This window comes from Aedoeadaptatus coxii (assembly GCF_001553115.1).
In the GTDB taxonomy this organism is placed as follows: Bacteria; Bacillota; Clostridia; order Tissierellales; family Peptoniphilaceae; genus Aedoeadaptatus; species Aedoeadaptatus coxii.
On the sequence record NZ_KQ960173.1, the window covers coordinates 36639 to 57777 of the forward strand.

At 39.6% G+C, this 21139-nt stretch carries 23 protein-coding genes; 1 reads left to right on the forward strand and 22 read right to left on the reverse strand.

The genetic code is table 11. The annotated features are described in order from the left end of the window. Positions 1-18: 18 nt before the first annotated feature. From HMPREF1863_RS04160 to HMPREF1863_RS04265, 22 genes are all read right to left on the reverse strand, one after another. Positions 19-489: a glutathione peroxidase gene (locus tag HMPREF1863_RS04160; RefSeq protein WP_068367658.1), complete on the reverse strand. Its 471-nt coding sequence runs from the start codon at positions 487-489 to the stop codon at positions 19-21. Positions 490-642: 153 nt separating this feature from the next. Beyond that, entirely contained in the window at positions 643-2160 is a 1518-nt protein-coding gene (gene ahpF, locus HMPREF1863_RS04165) for an alkyl hydroperoxide reductase subunit F (RefSeq protein ID WP_068367659.1), read from the reverse strand. Beyond that, positions 2160-2729: an alkyl hydroperoxide reductase subunit C gene (ahpC, locus tag HMPREF1863_RS04170; protein ID WP_068367662.1), complete on the reverse strand. Its 570-nt coding sequence runs from the start codon at positions 2727-2729 to the stop codon at positions 2160-2162. Before ahpC ends, ahpF begins: the two co-directional genes overlap by 1 nt. 216 nt (positions 2730-2945) lie before the next feature. Next, complete coding sequence (locus HMPREF1863_RS04175; RefSeq protein ID WP_068367664.1) at positions 2946-4328, reverse strand: sensor histidine kinase; 1383 nt, start codon at positions 4326-4328, stop codon at positions 2946-2948. After that, positions 4319-4978: a response regulator transcription factor gene (locus tag HMPREF1863_RS04180; protein ID WP_068367665.1), complete on the reverse strand. Its 660-nt coding sequence runs from the start codon at positions 4976-4978 to the stop codon at positions 4319-4321. Before HMPREF1863_RS04180 ends, HMPREF1863_RS04175 begins: the two co-directional genes overlap by 10 nt. 38 nt (positions 4979-5016) lie before the next feature. Next, positions 5017-5760: a lantibiotic immunity ABC transporter MutG family permease subunit gene (locus tag HMPREF1863_RS04185; protein ID WP_232300108.1), complete on the reverse strand. Its 744-nt coding sequence runs from the start codon at positions 5758-5760 to the stop codon at positions 5017-5019. Beyond that, a complete protein-coding gene (locus HMPREF1863_RS04190; RefSeq protein WP_068367667.1) occupies positions 5757-6497 on the reverse strand; it encodes a lantibiotic immunity ABC transporter MutE/EpiE family permease subunit in 741 nt (246 codons plus the stop codon). Before HMPREF1863_RS04190 ends, HMPREF1863_RS04185 begins: the two co-directional genes overlap by 4 nt. A gap of 3 nt (positions 6498-6500) precedes the next feature. Then, complete coding sequence (locus tag HMPREF1863_RS04195; RefSeq protein ID WP_068367669.1) at positions 6501-7202, reverse strand: lantibiotic protection ABC transporter ATP-binding protein; 702 nt, start codon at positions 7200-7202, stop codon at positions 6501-6503. Positions 7203-7486: 284 nt separating this feature from the next. Next, positions 7487-8887 carry an ABC transporter ATP-binding protein gene (locus HMPREF1863_RS04200; RefSeq protein WP_068367671.1) on the reverse strand — a complete coding sequence of 467 codons (1401 nt, stop codon included), beginning with the start codon at positions 8885-8887 and terminating at the stop codon, positions 7487-7489. After that, positions 8884-9612: an energy-coupling factor transporter transmembrane component T family protein gene (locus HMPREF1863_RS04205; protein WP_068367673.1), complete on the reverse strand. Its 729-nt coding sequence runs from the start codon at positions 9610-9612 to the stop codon at positions 8884-8886. The genes HMPREF1863_RS04200 and HMPREF1863_RS04205 overlap by 4 nt, the downstream gene beginning before the upstream one ends. Next, entirely contained in the window at positions 9612-10202 is a 591-nt protein-coding gene (locus HMPREF1863_RS04210; RefSeq protein ID WP_068367675.1) for an MptD family putative ECF transporter S component, read from the reverse strand. Before HMPREF1863_RS04210 ends, HMPREF1863_RS04205 begins: the two co-directional genes overlap by 1 nt. 25 nt (positions 10203-10227) lie before the next feature. After that, on the reverse strand, positions 10228-11952 hold the full coding sequence (locus HMPREF1863_RS04215) for an ABC transporter ATP-binding protein (RefSeq protein ID WP_068367677.1): 1725 nt from the start codon (positions 11950-11952) through the stop codon (positions 10228-10230). Beyond that, complete coding sequence (locus HMPREF1863_RS09320) at positions 11949-12161, reverse strand: hypothetical protein (protein WP_232300109.1); 213 nt, start codon at positions 12159-12161, stop codon at positions 11949-11951. The genes HMPREF1863_RS04215 and HMPREF1863_RS09320 overlap by 4 nt, the downstream gene beginning before the upstream one ends. Positions 12162-12173: 12 nt before the next feature. After that, positions 12174-13718 (reverse strand): ABC transporter ATP-binding protein, encoded by a 1545-nt coding sequence (locus HMPREF1863_RS04220; RefSeq protein WP_232300110.1) that lies wholly within the window; start codon positions 13716-13718, stop codon positions 12174-12176. A 107-nt stretch (positions 13719-13825) separates the two neighbouring features. Beyond that, on the reverse strand, positions 13826-14440 hold the full coding sequence (locus HMPREF1863_RS04225) for a TetR/AcrR family transcriptional regulator (protein ID WP_068367679.1): 615 nt from the start codon (positions 14438-14440) through the stop codon (positions 13826-13828). A 369-nt stretch (positions 14441-14809) separates the two neighbouring features. Next, positions 14810-16084 carry a 23S rRNA (uracil(1939)-C(5))-methyltransferase RlmD gene (gene rlmD / locus HMPREF1863_RS04235; RefSeq protein ID WP_068367682.1) on the reverse strand — a complete coding sequence of 425 codons (1275 nt, stop codon included), beginning with the start codon at positions 16082-16084 and terminating at the stop codon, positions 14810-14812. Continuing rightward, positions 16084-16890, reverse strand: coding sequence for a CvfB family protein (locus HMPREF1863_RS04240; protein WP_068367684.1), 807 nt, complete (start codon positions 16888-16890; stop codon positions 16084-16086). Before HMPREF1863_RS04240 ends, rlmD begins: the two co-directional genes overlap by 1 nt. After that, a complete protein-coding gene (locus HMPREF1863_RS04245; RefSeq protein WP_068367686.1) occupies positions 16887-17459 on the reverse strand; it encodes a hypothetical protein in 573 nt (190 codons plus the stop codon). The genes HMPREF1863_RS04240 and HMPREF1863_RS04245 overlap by 4 nt, the downstream gene beginning before the upstream one ends. Positions 17460-17559: 100 nt before the next feature. After that, complete coding sequence (locus tag HMPREF1863_RS04250; protein WP_068367688.1) at positions 17560-17844, reverse strand: hypothetical protein; 285 nt, start codon at positions 17842-17844, stop codon at positions 17560-17562. Between the two features lie 73 nt (positions 17845-17917). Continuing rightward, positions 17918-18382 (reverse strand): YbaK/EbsC family protein, encoded by a 465-nt coding sequence (locus HMPREF1863_RS04255; protein WP_068367690.1) that lies wholly within the window; start codon positions 18380-18382, stop codon positions 17918-17920. Positions 18383-18391: 9 nt separating this feature from the next. Next, entirely contained in the window at positions 18392-20212 is a 1821-nt protein-coding gene (gene typA, locus HMPREF1863_RS04260; RefSeq protein ID WP_068367691.1) for a translational GTPase TypA, read from the reverse strand. Positions 20213-20323: 111 nt separating this feature from the next. Beyond that, positions 20324-20719: an ATP-binding protein gene (locus HMPREF1863_RS04265; RefSeq protein ID WP_068367693.1), complete on the reverse strand. Its 396-nt coding sequence runs from the start codon at positions 20717-20719 to the stop codon at positions 20324-20326. 165 nt (positions 20720-20884) lie between these two features. On the opposite strand from HMPREF1863_RS04265, the gene rd reads away from it, so the two are divergent. Beyond that, entirely contained in the window at positions 20885-21046 is a 162-nt protein-coding gene (gene rd / locus HMPREF1863_RS04270; RefSeq protein WP_068367695.1) for a rubredoxin, read from the forward strand. The last annotated feature ends 93 nt before the right edge of the window (positions 21047-21139 follow it).

The window sequence follows — 21139 nt, forward strand, 5'->3', positions numbered from 1 at the left end:
TCTTTTTTCATTATCTTTTTACAGCAACGCCTTTATGGCGTCTTCAAAACTTTCCGGCGATTTTTGCGGCGCAAACCGATCGACGACGTTGCCCTTTCGGTCGATGAGAAATTTCGTAAAATTCCATTTAATGTCCTTGCCGAAAAGGCCGCCCTGTTCCTTTTTCAGGAAAGTGTAAAGAGGATCTTCCTCTTCGCCGTTGACGTCGATCTTCGCCATCATGGGGAACGTCACTTGAAACGTAATGTCGCAGAAATTTTGAATCTCTTCATTACTCCCCGGCTCCTGACTGCCGAATTGATTGCAGGGAAAACCTAAGATGACGAAACCCTCGTCCTTGTACTTTTCATAGAGCGCTTCCAGCCCTTTGTATTGTTTCGTAAAACCGCATTTGCTCGCCGTGTTCACCACGAGGACAACTTTGCCTTCATATTGGGAAAGGGACACATCCTTCCCCTCGATATCTTTCACTGTATAATCGTAAAACATAAAAACCTCTTTTCTATAAACAATAGATACCGAAAAGAATAGAATTTAAAACTTTCATAATCGAAAATGGCGACGTAAAAAATCGGCAAACAGTTTTTCACCGTCTGCCGATTTCACAGGAGGATTCAATTTTATGATTTTGTGATTTTATTTTTATTGCCGCATTAAATACTGATAACTTCCAAGAGCCGCCGTAGCGCCGCTACCTTGGGCGATTACGATTTGCTTAAAGACGCTGTTCGTGCAGTCTCCCGCCGCAAAAACGCCTTCCATGCTGGTGGCGCCCACTTCGTCGACAAGGATTTCGCCCCGATTGTTTTTCTCAATACCTTCCACCCATTCCGTCACGGGTACGAGGCCGACTTGAATAAAGCAGCCGTCGGTAGCTTCTTCGTGTTCTTCTCCGCTGATACGGTCGACATAACGAATTTTTTCAAGTTTGTCGCCGCCTTCCAAAGCTTTCGTTTCCGCATTAGTGACGACGCGAACATTGCTTAAAGTCTTTAACTTATCTTGAAGAACGCTGTCGGCTTTAAGATCCGGCAAAAATTCGAGAACCAACACTTCTTTGGCGAGACCTGCCAAGTCGATGGCCGCCTCGATACCGGAATTGCCGCCGCCGATGACGGTAACCTTTTTCCCTTTAAATAAGGGGCCGTCGCAATGGGTGCAATAGGCTACGCCCTTGTTGCGAAATTCGATTTCGCCGGGAATACCGATCAGACGCCATTTTGCGCCGGTGGCAATGACCACCGTCTTCGCCAAAAGCTCGCCGCTGTCGGTGGTGATCTTCAAGACATCGTCCTTGTGGATGTTTTCCACTTCCACTTCGTCCATTAGATCTACCTTGTACTTTAAGACATGCTCTTTCACCGACGCCATAAACTTTGGTCCTTCCGTATAGGGGAAGCCCGTAATGTTTTCGATGGCGAGGGTCTCTTCCACTTGACCGCCAAAATTTTTGGCGATCAAACCCGTTTTAATCCCTTTGCGCGCGCCGTAAATCGCCGCCGTGGCGCCGGCAGGGCCTCCTCCGATAACGAGGAGGTCGTAAAGGGGCTTATCCTTCAACGAAGGACGCTCTTTTTTGCCCGTCACTTTATCGAGTATGGCATTTAAATTAATCTTGCCGTTATAGAAACTTTCTCCGTTTAAGAAGCTTGCGGGCACGGCCATAACGCCTTTTTTGTCCACATATTCTTGGAACATGGAGCCGTCTACCATGCGGTGGCTAATCTTTGGATTTACCGCCGACATAATGTTCAGCGCCTGCACCACTTCCGGGCAATTGTGGCAACTTAAACTTACGACCGTTTCAAAGGCCAATTCACGATCGATGGACTTTATTCTCTCCAGCTGATGCTCTTCAATCTTTGGAGGGCGTCCGCTTACTTGCAAAAGGGCTAAGACGAAAGATTCAAACTCGTGGCCCAAAGGCACACCGGCAAAGACGATGCCTCCGCGATCGCCGGAAGAAAGAGCAAAACTCGGCGTCAGCTCAAGCTCCTTTTCTTCCATATGCAGGCGATCCGAAAGACCGACGATCTCTTCCACAAAACCCTTCAGCTGTTTGGAATTTTCAGAATCATCCAAGCTAACAGAAAATACAACTTCCCCTTCGAGAAGTTGTAAATACTGTTTCACCTGATTTTTTAAGGTTTCGTCCAGCATTAGATCTTACCGACGAGATCCAAGCCCGGAGTCAACGTTTCGCCGGATTGTTTCCATTTTGCAGGGCATACTTCGCCCGGATTTTCGCGAACATATTGAGCAGCGCGAATCTTGTCGTAAACTTGGCTTGCGTCGCGGCCGATGCCGTCAGCATTAACTTCTACCGCTTGGATCACGCCATCGGGATCGATAATAAACGTAGCACGTTGTGCAAGACCTGCCGCTTCATCTAAAACATAGAAATCGCTGGCAATGGTTTTGTGGGGATCGGCAAGCATAGTAAATTCCAATTTACTAATGGCTTCCGAATGGTCGTGCCAACCTTTGTGAACAAAGTGTGTGTCACAGGACATGGAGTAAACTTCCACGCCGAGAGATTGCAATTTAGCATATTGCTCTTGCATATCTTCCAGTTCCGTCGGGCAGACGAAGGTGAAGTCTGCGGGATAGAACATGAGAACATTCCACTTGCCTTCAAAATCCTTGTTGGATACCGTTACAAATTCTTCTTTCTTGGGGTTGTAGCCGTTCGTTGTGAACTCCGGCATCTTCTTTCCTACTTGTGACATAATGTCCTCCTTTTTATTTGAAATATTTGATATTTGTTATCATTCATTATATACCCCGGAACTAAATTTTTATCCCCTTTTTTAAAAAAATAAAAAAAATCCCAAACGTTATCTCTTCACGCTTGGGATTTCATTTGTTTTAGTTGTAAATTACCGGTATCTAAGCGGAGTGAAAGTGCATCATGAAACACATCCATTGTTCGTTTTGGTGGCGAATCACCTATATGGTTTATTCGTTACAGGTAATAATATGCTAACTTTCGCGCCGATTTCGTCAGTTCTATTTTCTAAGATAAGACTTCCACCGTGGTTCTTAATAATTTGCTCGGCGACAAATAATCCGATGCCATAGTTTTGTCTTGAATGTCTACTTTTGTCTCCTTGATAGAATTGATCTTTTGCATATACTAAATCCTCATTAGTAAATCCGTATCCTTGATCCAATATGGATATTTCCAGATTGTCCTCTTTAGAGCATATGCTTAATTTTATGGTCGAGTTTATAGGACTGTGTTCCCCTGCATTACTGAGAATATTCAGAAAAGCTCGCTCAAATTCTTTCGTATCCACAATCAAAAAATTATTCTCATAGTTACTATCTACTAAAAGATGAAGCTGGTAAGATGATGTGAATTCTTTCGTTAATTTTTTGATATTCTCTACAAATTGCTCTACTTCTACTTCAAGAAAATTTAATTCATTTACTTGGTTCGATTTATTCAAAAGCATTAAGGTCTCGATATATTGGCTAATGCGGTTTGTATTTTTTCTAATATAGTTAAGATACATTTCCTGCTCTTCTGTTAGATCTGTTTCTCCTAATAATTCTGAGTTTCCCTTTATGATTGAAACCGGTGTTTTTATATCGTGACTTAATGCTGAAATCTGATTCCTCTTTTTTTCTGCCTCTCTCCAATTTGTTCTTAATGATTGACTTAATCCTACTTTCATTTTTTCTAAACTTTCTGATATGGCATTAAATTCTTGAATATTTGATTTTTTAACTTGAAAATCTAAATTTTGTCTCCCGATTTCTTCTGAAACCTGTAGCAAAGGATTTAATTCTTTCGAAATTCGCCTTGCCCAAAATAAAGTAATGGCAATGATACTCGTAAAACAAAATGTTATGAGTAAAGACACGAACAAAATAGTGATTGTCGGAAGCGTTTGTTGCATCCAAGAATTTGAGTAGTAAGGTTTTAGATTATAAGCAACGATGACATAGCCATCTGACCTTTGTATTTCTATAAAGGATAAGTTCGCATTAGAGTAACCGGAGCCTTTGTGATAGTTAATTGCCTTATCTTGAATATTCTTATTCATATTTGTTTCTATCACTTTTTCATCTTTTGATAAAAACAAATAAGATGTATTGTCCGGAAGCAATGACTTTTGGAATTTTTTTGATGTGGCAATGTCCATCCTTCTTTCAAGAATTGAAGTTTCAGTATAATTTGCAGGCACGATCCACTTAAATTGGTAAGAAACATTCATAAAACCCAGGATTAATCCAACGGAAATGACGAGCCCCAATGTAATACTCAATAAATATTTGAAAAGTACCTTATTAAGAGATTGGCCTTTTGATTTTAATTCCATTTATATCCGATCCCCCATACTGTTTCAATTGGATTTTTCCCATACTTTTGGAACTTCGCCCTAATGTTTTTTATATGTTCCGATATGGCAGATGCATCGCCTATCCCATCAAATCCAAAGACAAGCTCGTATAATTGCTCCCTTGAAAATACTTGTCCTTTTCTTTTTGCCAGTAATTCTGAAATTTGATACTCCGATTTTGTCAAATGAACTTTTTTGTCCGCTACAAACACTTCATTGGAAGATAAATCAAATCGAATGTCACCAAGGTTTAAACTCGTGTGCCGTTCTCGCTTTTCTCGTCTTAAATGCGCCTCGACACGAGCTACTAGTTCTGCTGCACCGAATGGTTTGGTAATGTAATCATCTCCACCAATTAATAGCCCTTCGACGATATCGTCTTCCATCGTTTTTGCGGTTAAAAAGAGAATAGGACAGTCTACTTTACCTCGAATCTCTTTACAAAAACGAATTCCGTCCATACCCGGCATCATCACATCGAGCAGAATCAAATCATATTGACTAAGTTTGCTATTATCGATGTCTAAAGGGTTTTGGAATATATGAACTTGATGGTGGTTCTTTTTCAAAATGTTTTTTATTAGATCGAGCATGTCCAGCTCATCATCAACTGCAAGAATTAAAGACATTCCGTCACCTCCTCATTTAAAATAATATTACCCCCTTATTAATCACCGGCAGTCTTTCCATCCCACTTATTAAACCAAATGATCGAAGAAATAAGTAAGATGAGGATCATAAGAGTCGCTACAAAACTCCACAGTCTTATCTCTCTGTAAAAATAGGAACTATCCAAAACGTTTCGCATCATAATAAACGTAGCCGGAAGCCTGGTTGGCCATGTACAAGGAATAAAGTACCAAATATTATCACCAAGAATTGTCATCAAAAGTAAAGATATCATTGTTTCTATAAAACCCAATCCAATCGATGCGCCGCTACTAGATGCGAACCCAATCCACGTATGAATTATATACAAAGCTATGCTGCTAATAAAAATTAAAAATAACTCAATGATCCAATCAAGGGCGTGTTGATATCCGGATAAAGCAGCAAAAATGATAACGGCCCACGTTAACGAAACAATAAATCCCAACTCCATTACAATCAGTTTTCCAAGGTAAGCCTTCGTTCGAGATTTTGTCGTTGATAAAAGCACCTGAAAATTTCCCGCACTTGCTTCCATATCGACAACTTTGGATGTAATAAAACTACAGACTATTGGAAGCATTGCTCCTAACATCACGAAATAGGTCTGTACTATCTCCGTTTCTTCAAAATTTTTTAAACCGGTCGTATTTGACGCTACGTAAAAAAACACTGAATATGCAATGGGTAAAAGGATGTGAATCCAAGGAAGCCAGGTGTGCTTCATTTTATAAAGTTCGAATTTGATAATATTCAACATCATTTTACCTCTTGCTTCGAAAACCATTTTGCACTTATCAATGTCAGTAAAGTAAATAGACATATAGATAAAATACAAGGAAGAAAGATGGATGTGTTCGATAGCATCGGGTTTGATGATTTTATTAAAACACCACTCGGTAAAATATGCAAAACAGGAACCATTGATCGAATTCCCCAGGAATACGGGCAATAAATCCACGCACCTCTATCGGATAACATAATTCCTAACCCTAAACCCAACACGGCATTGATTGCAATACTTACGACAAAGCCGAACTTTTTTGCCAAGAAAAAGCAAAATGGGATTTGCCATATATTAGTTATAATTAATAATACACTTGCACATAACAATGTCAGAAATGCATAGTTCGGTGTTAGTTGTTCACCCACAAAAGATTGAAAAATAAATACTCCCAGCATATGAACCATTGCAGCTATACTCATATAAAGCAAAGCTGTTACTATTTTTGAAACCCACACCTTTTGAAGATCAATATTGAGCGGAAAAACAGCTCTGTAATTTAATTTTCTACTTTCTTTTCTATCCATCATGGCCGGTATTAAGGCGAATGTTGCCGGCATGATAATGACATACCACCAGTTATAGGAATTCGTGGTGAAATAACTTGGCATGAGAAAGAGTGATGATAAGATTGTAAATAGTGGCATAATGAGCAATAACTTTTTCAAGAAACTGTGCTTGTGTTTTAAATTTTCTGCAAGAATATAATTCGTCATATGCTATGCCCCCGTTCTGGTTTTCACAACATCCATAAAAAGTTTCTCTAAGTTCTCATGGCGATCCATAATATTTTTGTATTTCAATTGCCCATTATGAATAATCCCTATATGATCCGCAGTTTGTTCTACTTCCGCCAGAATATGACTGGATAAAATCACAGTTATTCCTTTTTCGGGGAAACTTCTTATTAAGCTACGTAATTCTTGAATTCCCAATGGATCCAGTCCATTCGTCGGCTCATCTAAAATCAAAAGCTTCGGATTATTTAATAATGCAATGGCGATTCCCAGTCTTTGTTTCATGCCTAAAGAGAACTGGCCGCTTTTCTTCTTTCCGGTATCGTTCAAACCTACAATTTCCAAAACTTCATCAATCCTTGAATCAGGCAATCCTAACAATAACGTTCTTACTTTTAAATTCTCCCTGGCGCTTAAATTTTCATATAAAGGCGGTGTTTCAATGAGGGCTCCTATATCTGCTAAATCGTTCCGACTCCATGGGTGCCCTTCAAATAAAATATCTCCCGATGATTTATGCAACATGCCGGTGATCATTTTTAATGTAGTAGACTTGCCGGCTCCATTTGGCCCAAGTAGTCCATAAACTGAATTTTCCTTAATTCTTAGGGATATACCATCTACAGCTTTTTGGCTGGCAAATACCTTCGATAACTTTTTTGTTTCCAAAATAAATTGATCCATAATAACCTCCTCTTTCTTAATTGAAGATTACGGCATAAATTTAAGGATTTCTTAAGGACTATTTGTCATTGATTCGCCAGGGAAAATGGATGCATTCTTTTCACAAAAAGACCCCCAAGCGTCGGATTCCTTCGTCCAACGTTTGGGGGCTCTTTGATCTCTTCAAGAGATCTTTTTCGATTATCTTAATTTTAAGTTCACGGTCACCTGGGTGGGTAGCATAGAGCAAGTCATTTCATCCATAGCTTTCTAAATTGAATAAATCTAAAGGTTAACTTTCCCATTTAAGTATCTCGGCTCTCAACAAGTTCTACAATCCTATCACAAACTGACTCTAAAAATTCAACATCATGGGATATTATTAAAATCAACTTATCTTCTTCCTTTACTTTCTTTATGTTTTTAGCTACTATTTTCATATTTCTATAGTCCAATCCGCTAGTTGGTTCATCAAAAAATAGAATTTTCTTGTCGGATAGTAAAGCTGATAAGATAATGACTCTCTGTTTTTGTCCTCCTGACAAGGTGTGAGGATTCCTCTCGCTAATATCTTTCAACTCCATATCTTTTAGCCAAGTATCTAAAACATAATCATCTTTAATGGTTGAGGTTAATACTATTTCATCTTTAACAGTGTCCGTGAATAACTGACAGTTCACCTCCTGCATGATAAGCAAACTTTCATTTAATCTGCTTCTTATATTGAAATTCTCATTTTCTTTTAAAATTTTCCCTTTATTTGCTTTGTATAATCCGCATATGATTTTTGCTAAAGTAGACTTTCCAATTCCATTTTCTCCAACTATCCCTATAATATTTCCATAGCCAAATTTAAGATCCTCAATGGACAAAATTGTTCTGGTATTTCTTTTGAATATCAGATTTTTTAACTCTAATAAAGTCCCTTTATTTAAAGTTTCAAAATCATCAAATCCTTCAATAGCCTTATAATCAGAATGCCTAAGTCCTGTTCTCATTCGTTCATCTTCGCTTAGATTTTCAATTTCATCCATACTATATTCTCTGATGATTTGTCCATCCTCTAAGTATATTGCTCTATCGACAATGTCTTTTAAATACCACAGCCTATGTTCTGCAATAATAATAGTTTTCCCTAAAGATTTAAGCTTTTTCATTATGAGTGATAGTTCTTTCATTGACTTTATATCTAAGCTTGAAGACGGTTCATCGAGAATAAATATCTCAGGGTTTAATGCGTAAATACTTGCTATAGCAATCTTCTGCTTTTCTCCTCCGGAAAGATTGAATATATTTTTATTCATCAAGTTTTCAAGATGAAGCTCTTTTTCGACTTCTTCAATTCTTTTGTTAATTACTTCCCTTTCTATGCCGTAATTTTCTAAACCAAAAGCAATTTCATCGGTTGTATTGGTTGTATAGAATTGTGTTTTGGGATTTTGAAAAACTGAACCTACATCCCTAGATAATTTATAAATTGGTGTAGTAAATGTATTCATACCATTGACCATGACACTGCCGGAAATGTCCCCATCATAAAACTCAGGTATTATGCCATTCATAAGCTTTAATAGAGTGGATTTTCCACAACCGCTCCTACCACATAGAAGAATGCATTCCCCTTTTTTGATTTTCAAATTTATATCTTTTAATGAGTAATCAGATCCTCCCTTGTACTTAAAACTTAATTCTCTAATTTCAATCATAAATCCCACCCTGATACTTTCATAAATATTATTATTGATAAAATTAAAATCATAAAAAATAGAACACCAATATCATTTTTTCTAAACTTAATTAGGTGTCTACTTGTTTTGTTAACAGGAGCATCGAGTCCCCTTATAATGGCTGATTGAGAGAGTTCATCCCCAATTTCTATCACACTTACGAATAAGGGTACAAAAAAATATTCCATAATTAATGTTGGTTTCCTTATTAAATTTATTAGGTTAAAATTAATTCCTCGCGTTTTCATCGCCATATTTATATGACTCCATTCGTCTTTAATAGTAGGCAAACATCTAAATATTACAGAAATCATTATGAGCGAGTCTTTTGAAAGTTTTAATTTTTGTAAAGTTGCCACTGCACTGGAAACAGATGTAGAATTTAAAATCCATTTACCTACGATAATACACGGCAAAAATTTCCTTCCAATTGCCAAGAGAAATAAAATTAAATCCAAGAGAAAATTCATGTTAACATAGGCAAAAGCTTTTTCTAATGCTAGACTTATTACAAAAAATGAAATATACCTTATAGCAGATTTTTTATAACCATCACTAATAATAATGACAAGAAAAAATAATGTAATAAGGCTTTGATAGAGCCAATCAAATCCTAAAAAAATTAAAATATTCGCGCCTATAAGCAAGATAAGTTTTGTTCTGAGGTCATATTTTGACCCCAGAACAAACTTTGAATTTTCCATTATAAAACTCCTGCGGATTCCAACTTTTTATTTAGTATTTTCTTTGTAAAATAAGAACCAATTAAAGAGAATATAAATGTTCCTATAATCATAACCGGTAACATCCATATTGGTGTCCATGCCCTTACTGTGTTACAAAAACTTTGATCTAAGCCACCTTTTATTACACTTTCAAAAAATGCTTCTCTCATAACCCAAATTGGTAAGAATCCTCCAAATAAGTTTAGAGAAAAAAACATATGACTCATTGTATTTTTCTTAAAGTCTGTATAATTTCCACCTTTTGCTATGAACATGGCAATTATTCCGGCAGGCACTGCCACTAATGGCGCAATTGTAATATGTCCAGTTGCAACTAATAAAATACTTGGTAAGATAGCTGCGATTACAATAGCAGTAGCTGACTTTGTCTTTGCAAGAAGCATATGATAGGTTGGTGCAGCAAGTAGTGCTACAAGCATCGGCATTAGTAAAAATAAAACAGGGACAGGCATAGATATTGCCCCAATAACTAAATATGTTACAAAGTAAAGTGCAATTAAAACACCGGCTGTAACTGCGTTTTTTGATGATTTCTTTTGTGTTTTCATACGTTTCCTCCTTTAAAATTGATTATTACTGTACTATCTTCCATTCTTTAGACTTTTCTTGATAATTCCATAAGTCTTTATATAGTCCTTCATTTTTAATAAGTTCTTCATGCTTCCCAACTTCCTCTACCTTTCCTTTGTTTAAAACAACAATTTTATCAGCTCCCATTACGTTTCTTAATTTATGGGCTACAACCACAACTGTTTTATTTTTAATTAAATTTGATATTGCTTCTTGTATAATAAGTTCATTTTCGGGATCAAGCGAAGATGTTGCTTCATCAAGCAGTATTATTGGGGCATTTTTTAATATTGCTCTCGCTATTGATATTCTTTGCTTCTCACCTCCGGACAGGGTCGCTCCTCCTTGTCCAATCATAGTTTCAAATCCATCATCTTTTCTGACTATAAAGTCATAAGCTCCTGCCATTTTTGCAGCATTCATTATTTCATCTTTACTCGCATCTTCATTTCCAAACTTTATGTTGTTATAAATTGTGTCTTTAAAAAGATACACATCTTGAAACACAACAGAAAATTTTTCCATTAATTTATCAGGGTCGGCTGTTAGCAAATCTACTCCACCAATTTTAATTGTCCCTTCATTAGGATCATAAAATCTGGAAATTAATTTAATGAGTGTAGATTTCCCAGAGCCAGAGTAACCAACAAAAGCAGTTAATTCATTTTCATTAATATCTAATGAAACATTATCGATAACCTTAGATTCCTTGTATGAAAATGAAACATCGTGAATTTCAATTTTGTTGCTTTCGTTTACATCGGAATTTCCTGACATAGGTTTAGCGTTAAGTAAATTAATGATTCTCTCTCCTGAAACTGATGCCATTTGTAGTCCTGTATAATTTACAAGTGCAAGCTCCAAGGGATCAAAAATCCTTGTGCCTACAAATAAGAACATTAAAAATGTATCAATTTCCAAAGATCCATTTATAAATAAATAGGAACCAACTAAACTCATCAAAGGAAGTCCTATTCTTAAAATCATACTTGCTATAGTAGTTAATGAACCAACTCCTTTCTCACTCTTAATATTTGCGTCTTTTGAATTATCTATATCTTCTTCAAGTTTTGTTAATGTATCATCTATGCTGTTGTAAGCTTTTAGAGTCTTAATAGCATCCAAATATTCGTTAATATCTTCTTCCTCTTTTATCCTCATTCTCTTTGTTTTCAAATAAATTTTTTTCTGAAAGTTTTGCATGAGTGTAAGAAGTAGAACAGAAATTGGCAATCCAATAAGTGTTGCTATTCCCATTTTTATATTAATTATCAAAAATAATATTGAGCAAAGAACCGCTACACATATACCACTGAAAAATTGAGGTAATTGATGAGTTACTGCCGTTTCAACTTTGAAAAAATCATTCATTAATGTATCTAGGATCTCTGCTGAACTTTTCCCTGAAATATAACCTATTGGCAGTTTTCTTATGTGGTCTGCAAGCTCTATTCTTCCATCTGCACTTGCCTTGTATCCAAGTCCATAGGTATATTTTGTGGCTAAATTTTCCAATAAGAATGTCACAAAGAAAAATATTGCCATTATCCCAAAATACTTCCATAAAAGGCTCGTATCTATACTATCTGCTCCTCTATTCAAAAATAGTGTTTCTACAATTTTCGCCAAAGCAATAAATGGTATAAGGTTGGAAATAGATGCCAAAACATTTAAGATAATGGATTTTCTTATATTATTCATCTTTCCTAAAGTAATATTTCTTATCATTCATTCTCACTCCCTTCTATATCCATTTGCCAAATATTTGTCTTCTTATAAATATCAAAAAGTCGCTTATATATTCCATCTGCGACGATTAAATCTTTATGCTTACCTTTTTCTGCAATTTTTCCATCAGATATTACTAAGATTTGATTTGCATGCTCTATGGTATTTAGCCTATGCGCAATCATGATAACTGTCTTATCTTTAACCAATTCAGATAAAGCTTATTGCATAAGATATTCATTTTCAGAATCAGCAAAACTTGTTGCTTCGTCTAATACTAATATTGGTGCATCCTTTAAAATCGCTCTTGCCACTGCAATACGTTGTTTCTCTCCCCCGGATAAATAAGTTCCTTTACCCAAAACAGTATTGTATCCATTAGGGAGTTTTTCAATAAAATCATGACATCTCGCTTTTTTGCAGGCTTTTATAACATCATCTTTTGTAGAACCTGTCTTTGCCATAGCAACATTATTGAATACTGTATCTGTGATAAGATCGCTGTCTTGAAAAACAAATGCTATCTTGTCCATTAAGACGTTTATCGGAATATTTTTTATATTAACCCCACCAATTTTAATAGAGCCTTCTGAAGGATCGTAAAATCTGGGTATTAGCGTTCCAATGGTAGATTTGCCTGCTCCCGAATAGCCAACCAATGCTGTAACTTCTCCTTGTTTAGCACAGAAGCTTATATTCTTTAAAACCTCTTCATTTCCATAAGAAAAGCTTACATTCTCGAATTCAAGATCATGACCTTTTATCTCTTCCTCGCTATTTTTAATTGACAATTCTTTTTGATCTATAATTTCGTAGATTCTCAAAACAACTTCATTTAGTAAATTCATTCCTTCTGCAAAATCTCTAAGTTTTAATGCAGGTACACTAATAGCAGGTGCAAGAATCAAATAGAAAATAAAGACTGTAGCGAAATCCAAGTTATTATTTCGTGACATTAAAAGTATTCCTACTGGAACTATGAATGTAGCAACAGATAAAATAAACATTCTAAATGAAACAAATCCCGGTCTTATCATTGATGTCATCGAACTTGTAAAATCTCTATATTCTCCTACTGACTTTGAGAAAATTTTAAATGATTTTACTCCTGTTCCAAATATTTTTACTTCCGGCATACCTTTAACGTATTCAGTAGTTGCTGAATTAATTTGATCCAAAATCGCAAAGTTCTTCTCAAGTCCACCCGACTTTATAATCTTTGCCATGATTGCAATCTGAATTCCTAAACCGACAAATATAATTAACAAAGTCGTAAGACCTAATATTAAATTTATCTTCAACATAACAACTATCATTACTAAAATTAGTGCTAATGTTGAAATTAAATTTGGTAATTGATGAGAAAAATAACCCTCAATTTGATTCATGTCCGATCCTAATACTTGCCTTATTTTTGACTTGTTGTCTCCGGTAAAAAATCCTAAAGGAAGATTCCCAATATGACATAATATCTTCTTTTTTAAGTTAGCTATTAAAACATATGAAAACTTATGGCATAAAATACCGCCAATGTAAGTTAAGCAATATGACAATACCACTGCTGCAAGTCCATAGGTGCAGAACTGAATTGTACTTTGTTCTAATTTCCCATATAAAAATAGAGATTTTATGACTTTGTATATCACCAAAATTGGACAAATACTTAATAGCATCCCAAGACTAACAAATAATATTCCTCCTACAAGTTGTCCTTTTTTTATTTCGCTGTAGGAAATAATATCTTTGATTGATTTCTTCTTTTTCATCTAAAACATACCTCCTTACCGAACGAGTTCGTTCATTTGCCTTAAAACTAATACAAGGAAAACACCGTTGATGTTTTCCTTGTAAAATACTTATATTTTATTTTTCTCTACTGAGGTCTTTGAAATAGTTCGCTTATTATTCCAAAGGCTTCACTTGAATTTGTTTTGTTTTCTCCCTTAATAATATAGTCATTATATATTGTTCCGACAGCTCCGTATAAAATAAAAGCTGCAAAACTCCTCACATTTTCTCTATTTATTCCCATATTATTTTCTATTTTTTTGCCTTCGATCCCTTCAATTATAAATTCTGAATAGACGTCTATAAATTTTCCAATGTAATGAATCAATTCCCATAGCCTGTAAGAGTTATCTGTAATTGAACTCTCCTTTGAAAAGTTATATCTTGTCGTAAACTGACCGATATCTTTTACTATAAGTTCCCTTAAAGTTTTTATTCTTTCTTCGTAATCTATTTCATTGTTTTGAAGTATATCCAACTTATTTTTTAGTTTCTCTTCAAAATATGTTTCCATACACGCCAAAAAAATATCTTCTTTTGATTTGAAGTAATAATAAAACATTCCAGGTGCACCGTTAACTTCTGCGAGAATATCTCGAACAGAAACTTTCTCATATCCATACTTTTCAAAAAGCCTGGATGCTATATTTATAAGCTCCTGTTTTCTTTCTTCCGGATCCTTTATATTTCTTTTTGTCAAAACCTCACCGCCAATCGACCGACACTCGTTCTGTATGCCTATATATTAGCTTTCACTCACCATTTTTGTCAATAGCAACATTAAATTTTTCTTTTGCGCCTGCCTATGGTCCTCTCCTTTATACTCTCGTTATTAATCACAATAATATCGCTATGCTTTTCGATCTGAATTCTTAATTTTAACAGCCCAACTTTTTCTCTATTAATTCTTCTACTTTGTATTTCATTTACAATAGTTTTGATACACAAATTTCCCTCCGCTTTTACTTTAAGAAGCATCCATTTTTGCCATTAAAAGACCCCCAAGCGTCGGATTCCTTCGTCCAATTTTTTGGGGGTCTCTTTGATTTCTTCAATAGATCACTTGCGATTATTTTATTTTTAAATTCACCACCGTCTCCACCGATGCGGTATGGGGAAACATGTCGATGGGTTGTATTTTTTCTATATCGTATGCTGCCACCAGCCGCCCCAGATCCCGCGCCAATGTAGAGGGGTTACAGCTGACGTATAGTATTTGCTTAGGCTTGGATTCTAAAAGGGTATCCACGACGACTGGATCGAGCCCCGCCCGGGGCGGATCGACGATGAGGCCGTCGATGGTTTCTTCCTCGGCGATTTTCGGGAGCATTTTTTCTGCGGGGCCTGCAATATAGCGCACATTGGTGACGCCGTTATTTTCGGCGGTTTGCCGCGCGTAATCCACGGAGATTTCCGAGATTTCGTTTCCGATCACTTGCCCCGCCATGCGGCTCGCCGCCAATGTAATGGTGCCGATACCGGAGTAAAGTTCCACCACGGTTTCCGCGCCGATTAAGTTCTTCGTCACTTCGCGGGTAATGGCTTCGGCGCCGTAGGGATTGATCTGAAAGAAATTGCCTGCGCCGACGCCGTAGCGAAACTGCCCAAGGGTTTCCTCAATGGTTTCTTTGCCATACAGATGCTCGAAGGTTTTGCCGTAATGAAAGCGTGGATTTTTGTTCTTCGAATAGTATAGGGAATCCACCTTTTCCTCCACGGCGAAGGCGACGGCATCGTGAAGTAGGCGATCGCTCATATCTTTTTTGCCGACGAGGATCACCATCACCTCGCCGCCACGGGTTGTGCGAATGCCTACGGTTTGAATATCGGCGAGCCACTTTTCCCCTTGAAGGGCTGTGAGGATCTCGTTGCCCCTTTCCCATTGCATGAGGCAGCGGCGAATGGGGATAAGCTCTCCCTCTTTTCCATAGAGACAAAGTTTGCCGCCTTTTACGTGAAATTGCATATGGTTGCGATAGCCGAAAACATCGCCGCCGGTGATTACCTCTTCCACCTTTGTGTCTATGCCGCCGATGCGAGCCACGGCGCTCGCAACTCGCTCCCGTTTCCATGCAAGCTCCGATTGTCGCTCGAGGGAAAGAAAGGCGCAGCCGTTGCAGCGGTCGTAAGGGCAAGGGTTCTTCACCCGGCGAGATGACTTTTTGTCGTAGCCGATAATTTTTCCCTCGTAGAAATTCTTTTTCTTTTTAAGGATTTCTACCTCCACTTTGTCGCCGATTTCACCGCCGTCTAAAAACACCACGGCACCGTCAACTTTTCCGAGCCCTCTTCCCTTGACGTCGTAATCCATGACGTCAAGATGAATACGATCGAAGACTTCCATTACTTCCGTCTCGTTTCGGTCTTTCCGGGAATGGCTTTGCCCTCTTTGTAAAGTTTGCCCACGGCACGCTTAAAGGCTTTTTTCGTAAGACCCGTGAGCTTCATAATCTCTTCCGGATCGGATTTATCTCCTACGGGAAGTACGCCGCCGTATTCTCCCATAAGATCGTACAATACATCGGAATCTTGGAGCATTTGCACGTGGGCATAGGCGCGGAGGGAGAGGGTGAGCTTGCCGTCGTCTAAAACATTAAAGACGCGCCCTTCCACTTCGTCTCCGGCGCGGTAAATTCCCTTCATTTCCTGTTTCGGGATCATGCCGTCATATTTGTCGTCGATGGCGACGAGGGCGCCCCCTCTTCCAACGTGGTATACCGTGCCCGTGACGCGATCATCTTTTTTGTAAGGGCTGTCGGTGGAAAGTACGTCTTTAATTTCCATGGTCACCGCCAGACGCTCGGATTTATCCACATACATGGTAAAGAGATAGCTTTCTCCTTCTTTAATGCGCTCTGTGGCTTCCGAGAAGGGAAGTAAAATATCTTTGGGCGCATTAATGTCGACGAAGTAGCCGATTTTCGATTTGTCCACAACTTTTAATTTCGCCACTTCCCCTACTTGTATAAAAGGCTCTTCCAACATGCCGACGATTTGGCCGTTGTTTTCTCTGTAGAGAAATACCGGGCGCATCTCGCCGCCGGGAGCTCGTTTTTTTCCGTGAATGGGTACTTCCTCCACGCCGTCGGTGGCCCAAAGGTATTCCCCTTTTTCCACTAATTTTAATTCCTGTACTTTACCTAGTTTCATTGTCGTCCTTTCTCTAAAAGCGCGCGCGCCATTATATCGTACATATCGTGTCCCCGCCCCTCGAGGCCGGAACCTAATTCGTAAAAAGCGTGGCTTCCGCGATCGCTTCTTAAAAGCGCCGTCAAGGCGTAGTAACTAAATGCCGAATGTCTTCCTAAGTTTTCTACGATCACCCTCGCCTGGGTTTTATGGGAGAGATCGGTAAATTGCGTCAGATAGATGCCGAATTTTACAGCCTCGATAACCTGAGAATCCCGCATGAGCAAAATACTCAATCCTAAAAAGGGTCTGTCCATTTGATCGAAGGCGTAAAGCCAATTTTCAAAATGAGGAATGGCTTCCAGGGCCTTGTGTTTTTCAAAAAAGCTTTCGATGTGTTCGATGCTGAAGGCTTCCCGTCCGAAATATTCCATTATCCCCACGTCCAAGGGATCGGTGTTTACAGGCTCTACTTTTTCTTCCCTGCGCAACACGGACAGTTCAAAACTTCCGTCTTCGCCGATGTCTGTTGTGGGATCGGCGATTATTTTCTCATATAGCGTCTTCGGTTTTTTCTTAAATCCAAACATAGGGCCTCCTCTTCTCATTTTCCCACAGCTTTCCCTTAAAAGCAATGAAGGCTCGATCCCCTCTAGGCAAAATAAAAGCTCCGGCACACGCCGAAGCTCTTTACAAAAACTGTGCGATGTAATTTAGTTTGTCCGCAAGCCATAGACGAAATTCGGGCATTCGTTCCATAACGTGGCCGCCCATTTCTTTTGCCGTGTAAAAGGCCCGTTCGCCACCGCCGTTTTGCGCCGATCGGTACAGATTTTCCAGCGTGCCCGTGTAGGCGAGAATTCCCAGGAGAATAAAGAAAAACACGATGCGACGACGGCGTTTCCGGCGTTTTTTTCTGCGCTTCTTTTCTTTTTTCTCGTCGATGAAATTTTGAATTCCTTGGCTCATTTCCATGTCGCTTTCCCCCTTTGCTTTGAGTATAGCAGAGAAAATCTACTATACGTCAAAGACTGAGATAACGATCGTCTTATTTCGTAACATCCACCATGTTTTCTTTTCCGAAAAGGCCTTGAAGTTCTTCCACCGTCAATTTCGCCGCCGTGTTCGACGAGCCGCAGGCGGGATAGACCACATCGTAGGCGTTTAAACTTTCGTCTAAATAAATGACCACATCTTCCTTTGCGCCGAAGGGCGTGACGCCGCCGATGGCGTGGCCGATTTCTTCCACCACTTCATCGGGCTTCAGCATTTTCGCCTTGGTGTGGAAAGTGGCTTTAAATTTACTGTTGTCGATGCGCTTATCCCCCTCCACAACGATCAATATTGCCTCACCTTCTTTTCCGCGAAAGGTAAGGGATTTGGCGATTTCCCCTTCCGTCACGCCGAGAGCCGATGCCGCTTCGGCTACAGTGCCCGTGGATTCGTCCGATGTGATCACGCGATCGTCATAACCTTTTTCCCGTAAATAAGCCAGCGCACGTTCCGTGGACATAACTGCCTCCTATTTGTTTTTGTTTGCCTTATAGCGTTTGTTGGCGTCTAAAATCGTCTTTCTGATTCTAAAGGATTGGGGCGTAATTTCGATAAGCTCGTCGTCTTCGATAAATTCAATGGCCTCTTCCAAACTTAAATCCTTAATGGGAGAAAGGCGAAGTGCATCGTCGCTTCCCGATGCGCGGACATTGGTTTGCTTCTTCGTCTTGGTGACGCTTACTTCCAAATCAAGACCCTTGGGAGACGATCCGACGACCATACCGCTGTAAACTTCTTCGCCGGGTTCGACGAAAAGATCCCCGCGGTCTTGGGCATTGTGTAAACCGTAAGCCGATGCCGTACCCGTGTCGAAGGAAATAATCGAGCCGGTTTTGCGGCGGGGAATGTCGCCTTTATAGGGCGCATAGCCTTCAAATTCCGAGTTCATAATGCCGTTTCCCTTGGTGTCGGTAATAAATTCTTGTCGATAACCGATTAAACCCCTTGCGGGAATGCGGAACACCAAACGGGAATAGCCGCCGCTGGGCTCTTGCATGGTTAAAAGTTCGCCCTTTCGACGACCGAGCTTTTCGATAATGGCGCCGACAAATTCCTGGTTCACGTCGATGGTGACTTTCTCCATCGGCTCTTGTCGCTTGCCGTCCACTTCTTTAAAGAGAACTTCCGGCTTGGATACCTGGAATTCGAAACCTTCCCGACGTAAATTTTCGATGAGTACGGAAAGGTGAAGCTCGCCGCGGCCGCTTACCTTAAAGGCGTCGGTGGAATCCGTATCTTCCACTTTTAAGCTGACGTCGGTTTCAAGTTCGCGGTAAAGGCGGTTGCGCAGTTGACGAGAGGTTACATACTCCCCTTCTCGCCCTGCAAAAGGCGAATTGTTGACGGCGAAGGTCATGGACAAGGTAGGCTCGGAAATTTTTACAAACTCCAACGCTTCGTCCAAGTCCGGATCGCAAATCGTGTCGCCAATATTAATATCGTCGATACCCGTGACGGCGACGATATTGCCTGCGGTGGATCCGTCTTTTTCCACGCGGTTTAAGCCCTCAAATTCGTAGATTTTGCTGATCTTAACCGATTTTCTCTTGTCGGGATCGGCGGCGTTTATAAGGAGCATTTGATCGTTTTTGTGAATGCTTCCGTTTTCGATTTTGCCGATGCCGATACGGCCCACGTAATCGCTGTAATCGATGGTGGAGATTAAAAGCTGAGCGGGCTTGTCCTTATCTCCCGCCGGAGGATCGATGTGTTCGATAATGGCGTTGAAAAGCGGCTTCATGTTGTCGCCACGTTGGTCGCTGTCTTCCGAAGCCCAGCCTTCTTTTGCCGATGCGAAAATAAAGGGTGAATCTAAAATATCTTCGTCGGCGCCGAGCTCGATGAAAAGATCCAATACTTCGCCGACCACTTCTTCCGGACGGGCGCCCGGACGATCCACTTTATTGATGCACACAATAACCTTTAGGCCCAGTTCGATGGCTTTTTTAAGCACAAATTTCGTTTGAGGCATAGGTCCTTCAAAGGCGTCTACTAAAAGGACGACACCGGAAACCATTTTTAAAACACGCTCTACTTCCCCCCCGAAGTCGGCGTGGCCCGGCGTGTCGATGACGTTAATTTTCACGCCGTCATAGACGATGGACGTGTTTTTCGATAAGATCGTAATGCCCCGTTCCTTTTCAATATCCCCCGAGTCCATGACGCGCTCGGCGACTATTTGATTGTCACGAAACACCCCCGATTGCCTTAATAAAACATCGACCAATGTCGTCTTACCGTGATCGACGTGGGCGATAATGGCTATGTTTCGAATATCTTGTCGTTCCATAAACTTCCTTTCCGGCAAATGCCTCCATAAAAATAGGATCGGTACACCCAATCCTTTAACTAAACTATTATAACGCTATTTCCCTTGAATAGATACATTTATTTTCAGTAATTAAGAAAGTTCCATATAACATTCGATGGAGTTGCCCTCATAGGCCACCGATTGGCAAATGGATTCCACTATAAAAAGTCCCCGACCGCTGCAGCAATCCGTGGTGCAAACATAGCCTTCGGGAGCGTAATCGATGCCCCTGCCTTCATCGCGCACGACAATTTTCACCCCGTTGGGAATAAATTCCATGCGAAGATACACTTCTTTTTTTCGATCCCATGCATTGCCGTGATCGGCGCCGTTTAAAAGTAATTCGTCGATGATCAGGCGAATATCAAATAAACGATCCCGATCTGACACATAAGACGCCGCCTGGCGCATGGCGCCGGCAATAAATTCTCGCAGCATGAGCATATCACTGGGGACAGATCCCTCGATCCAACGCCTTCCTTCCATAACCCTCACCTCTCTGAGTATTTTTTACCCAAAATCAAAGGTTTGTAACGCCCGAGTAAAATTTTATATACTTGGAAAATATTCTTTCTTTCGGTGTTATATTTTTCTTCTGCAGGGTATAATAAAGTTACGCTGACAATATAACTTTTGAAAGGAGTTCCTAACATGGACAAATACGAATGCACACTTTGCGGATATATTTATGACCCTGCTGAAGGCGATCCGGACAACGGTATCGATGCAGGTACTGCATTTGCAGATCTTCCCGCTGATTGGGAATGCCCCCTCTGCGGCGCAAGCAAAGACGACTTTGAAAAAGTTGCATAAATAAAAAAGGAGTGCGGATGACCGCACTTTTTTGTTGCCCACTTTTTACGCAAAACGCAAAACTCCGCCGACGCGGAGTTTTTTTGTTTGCGA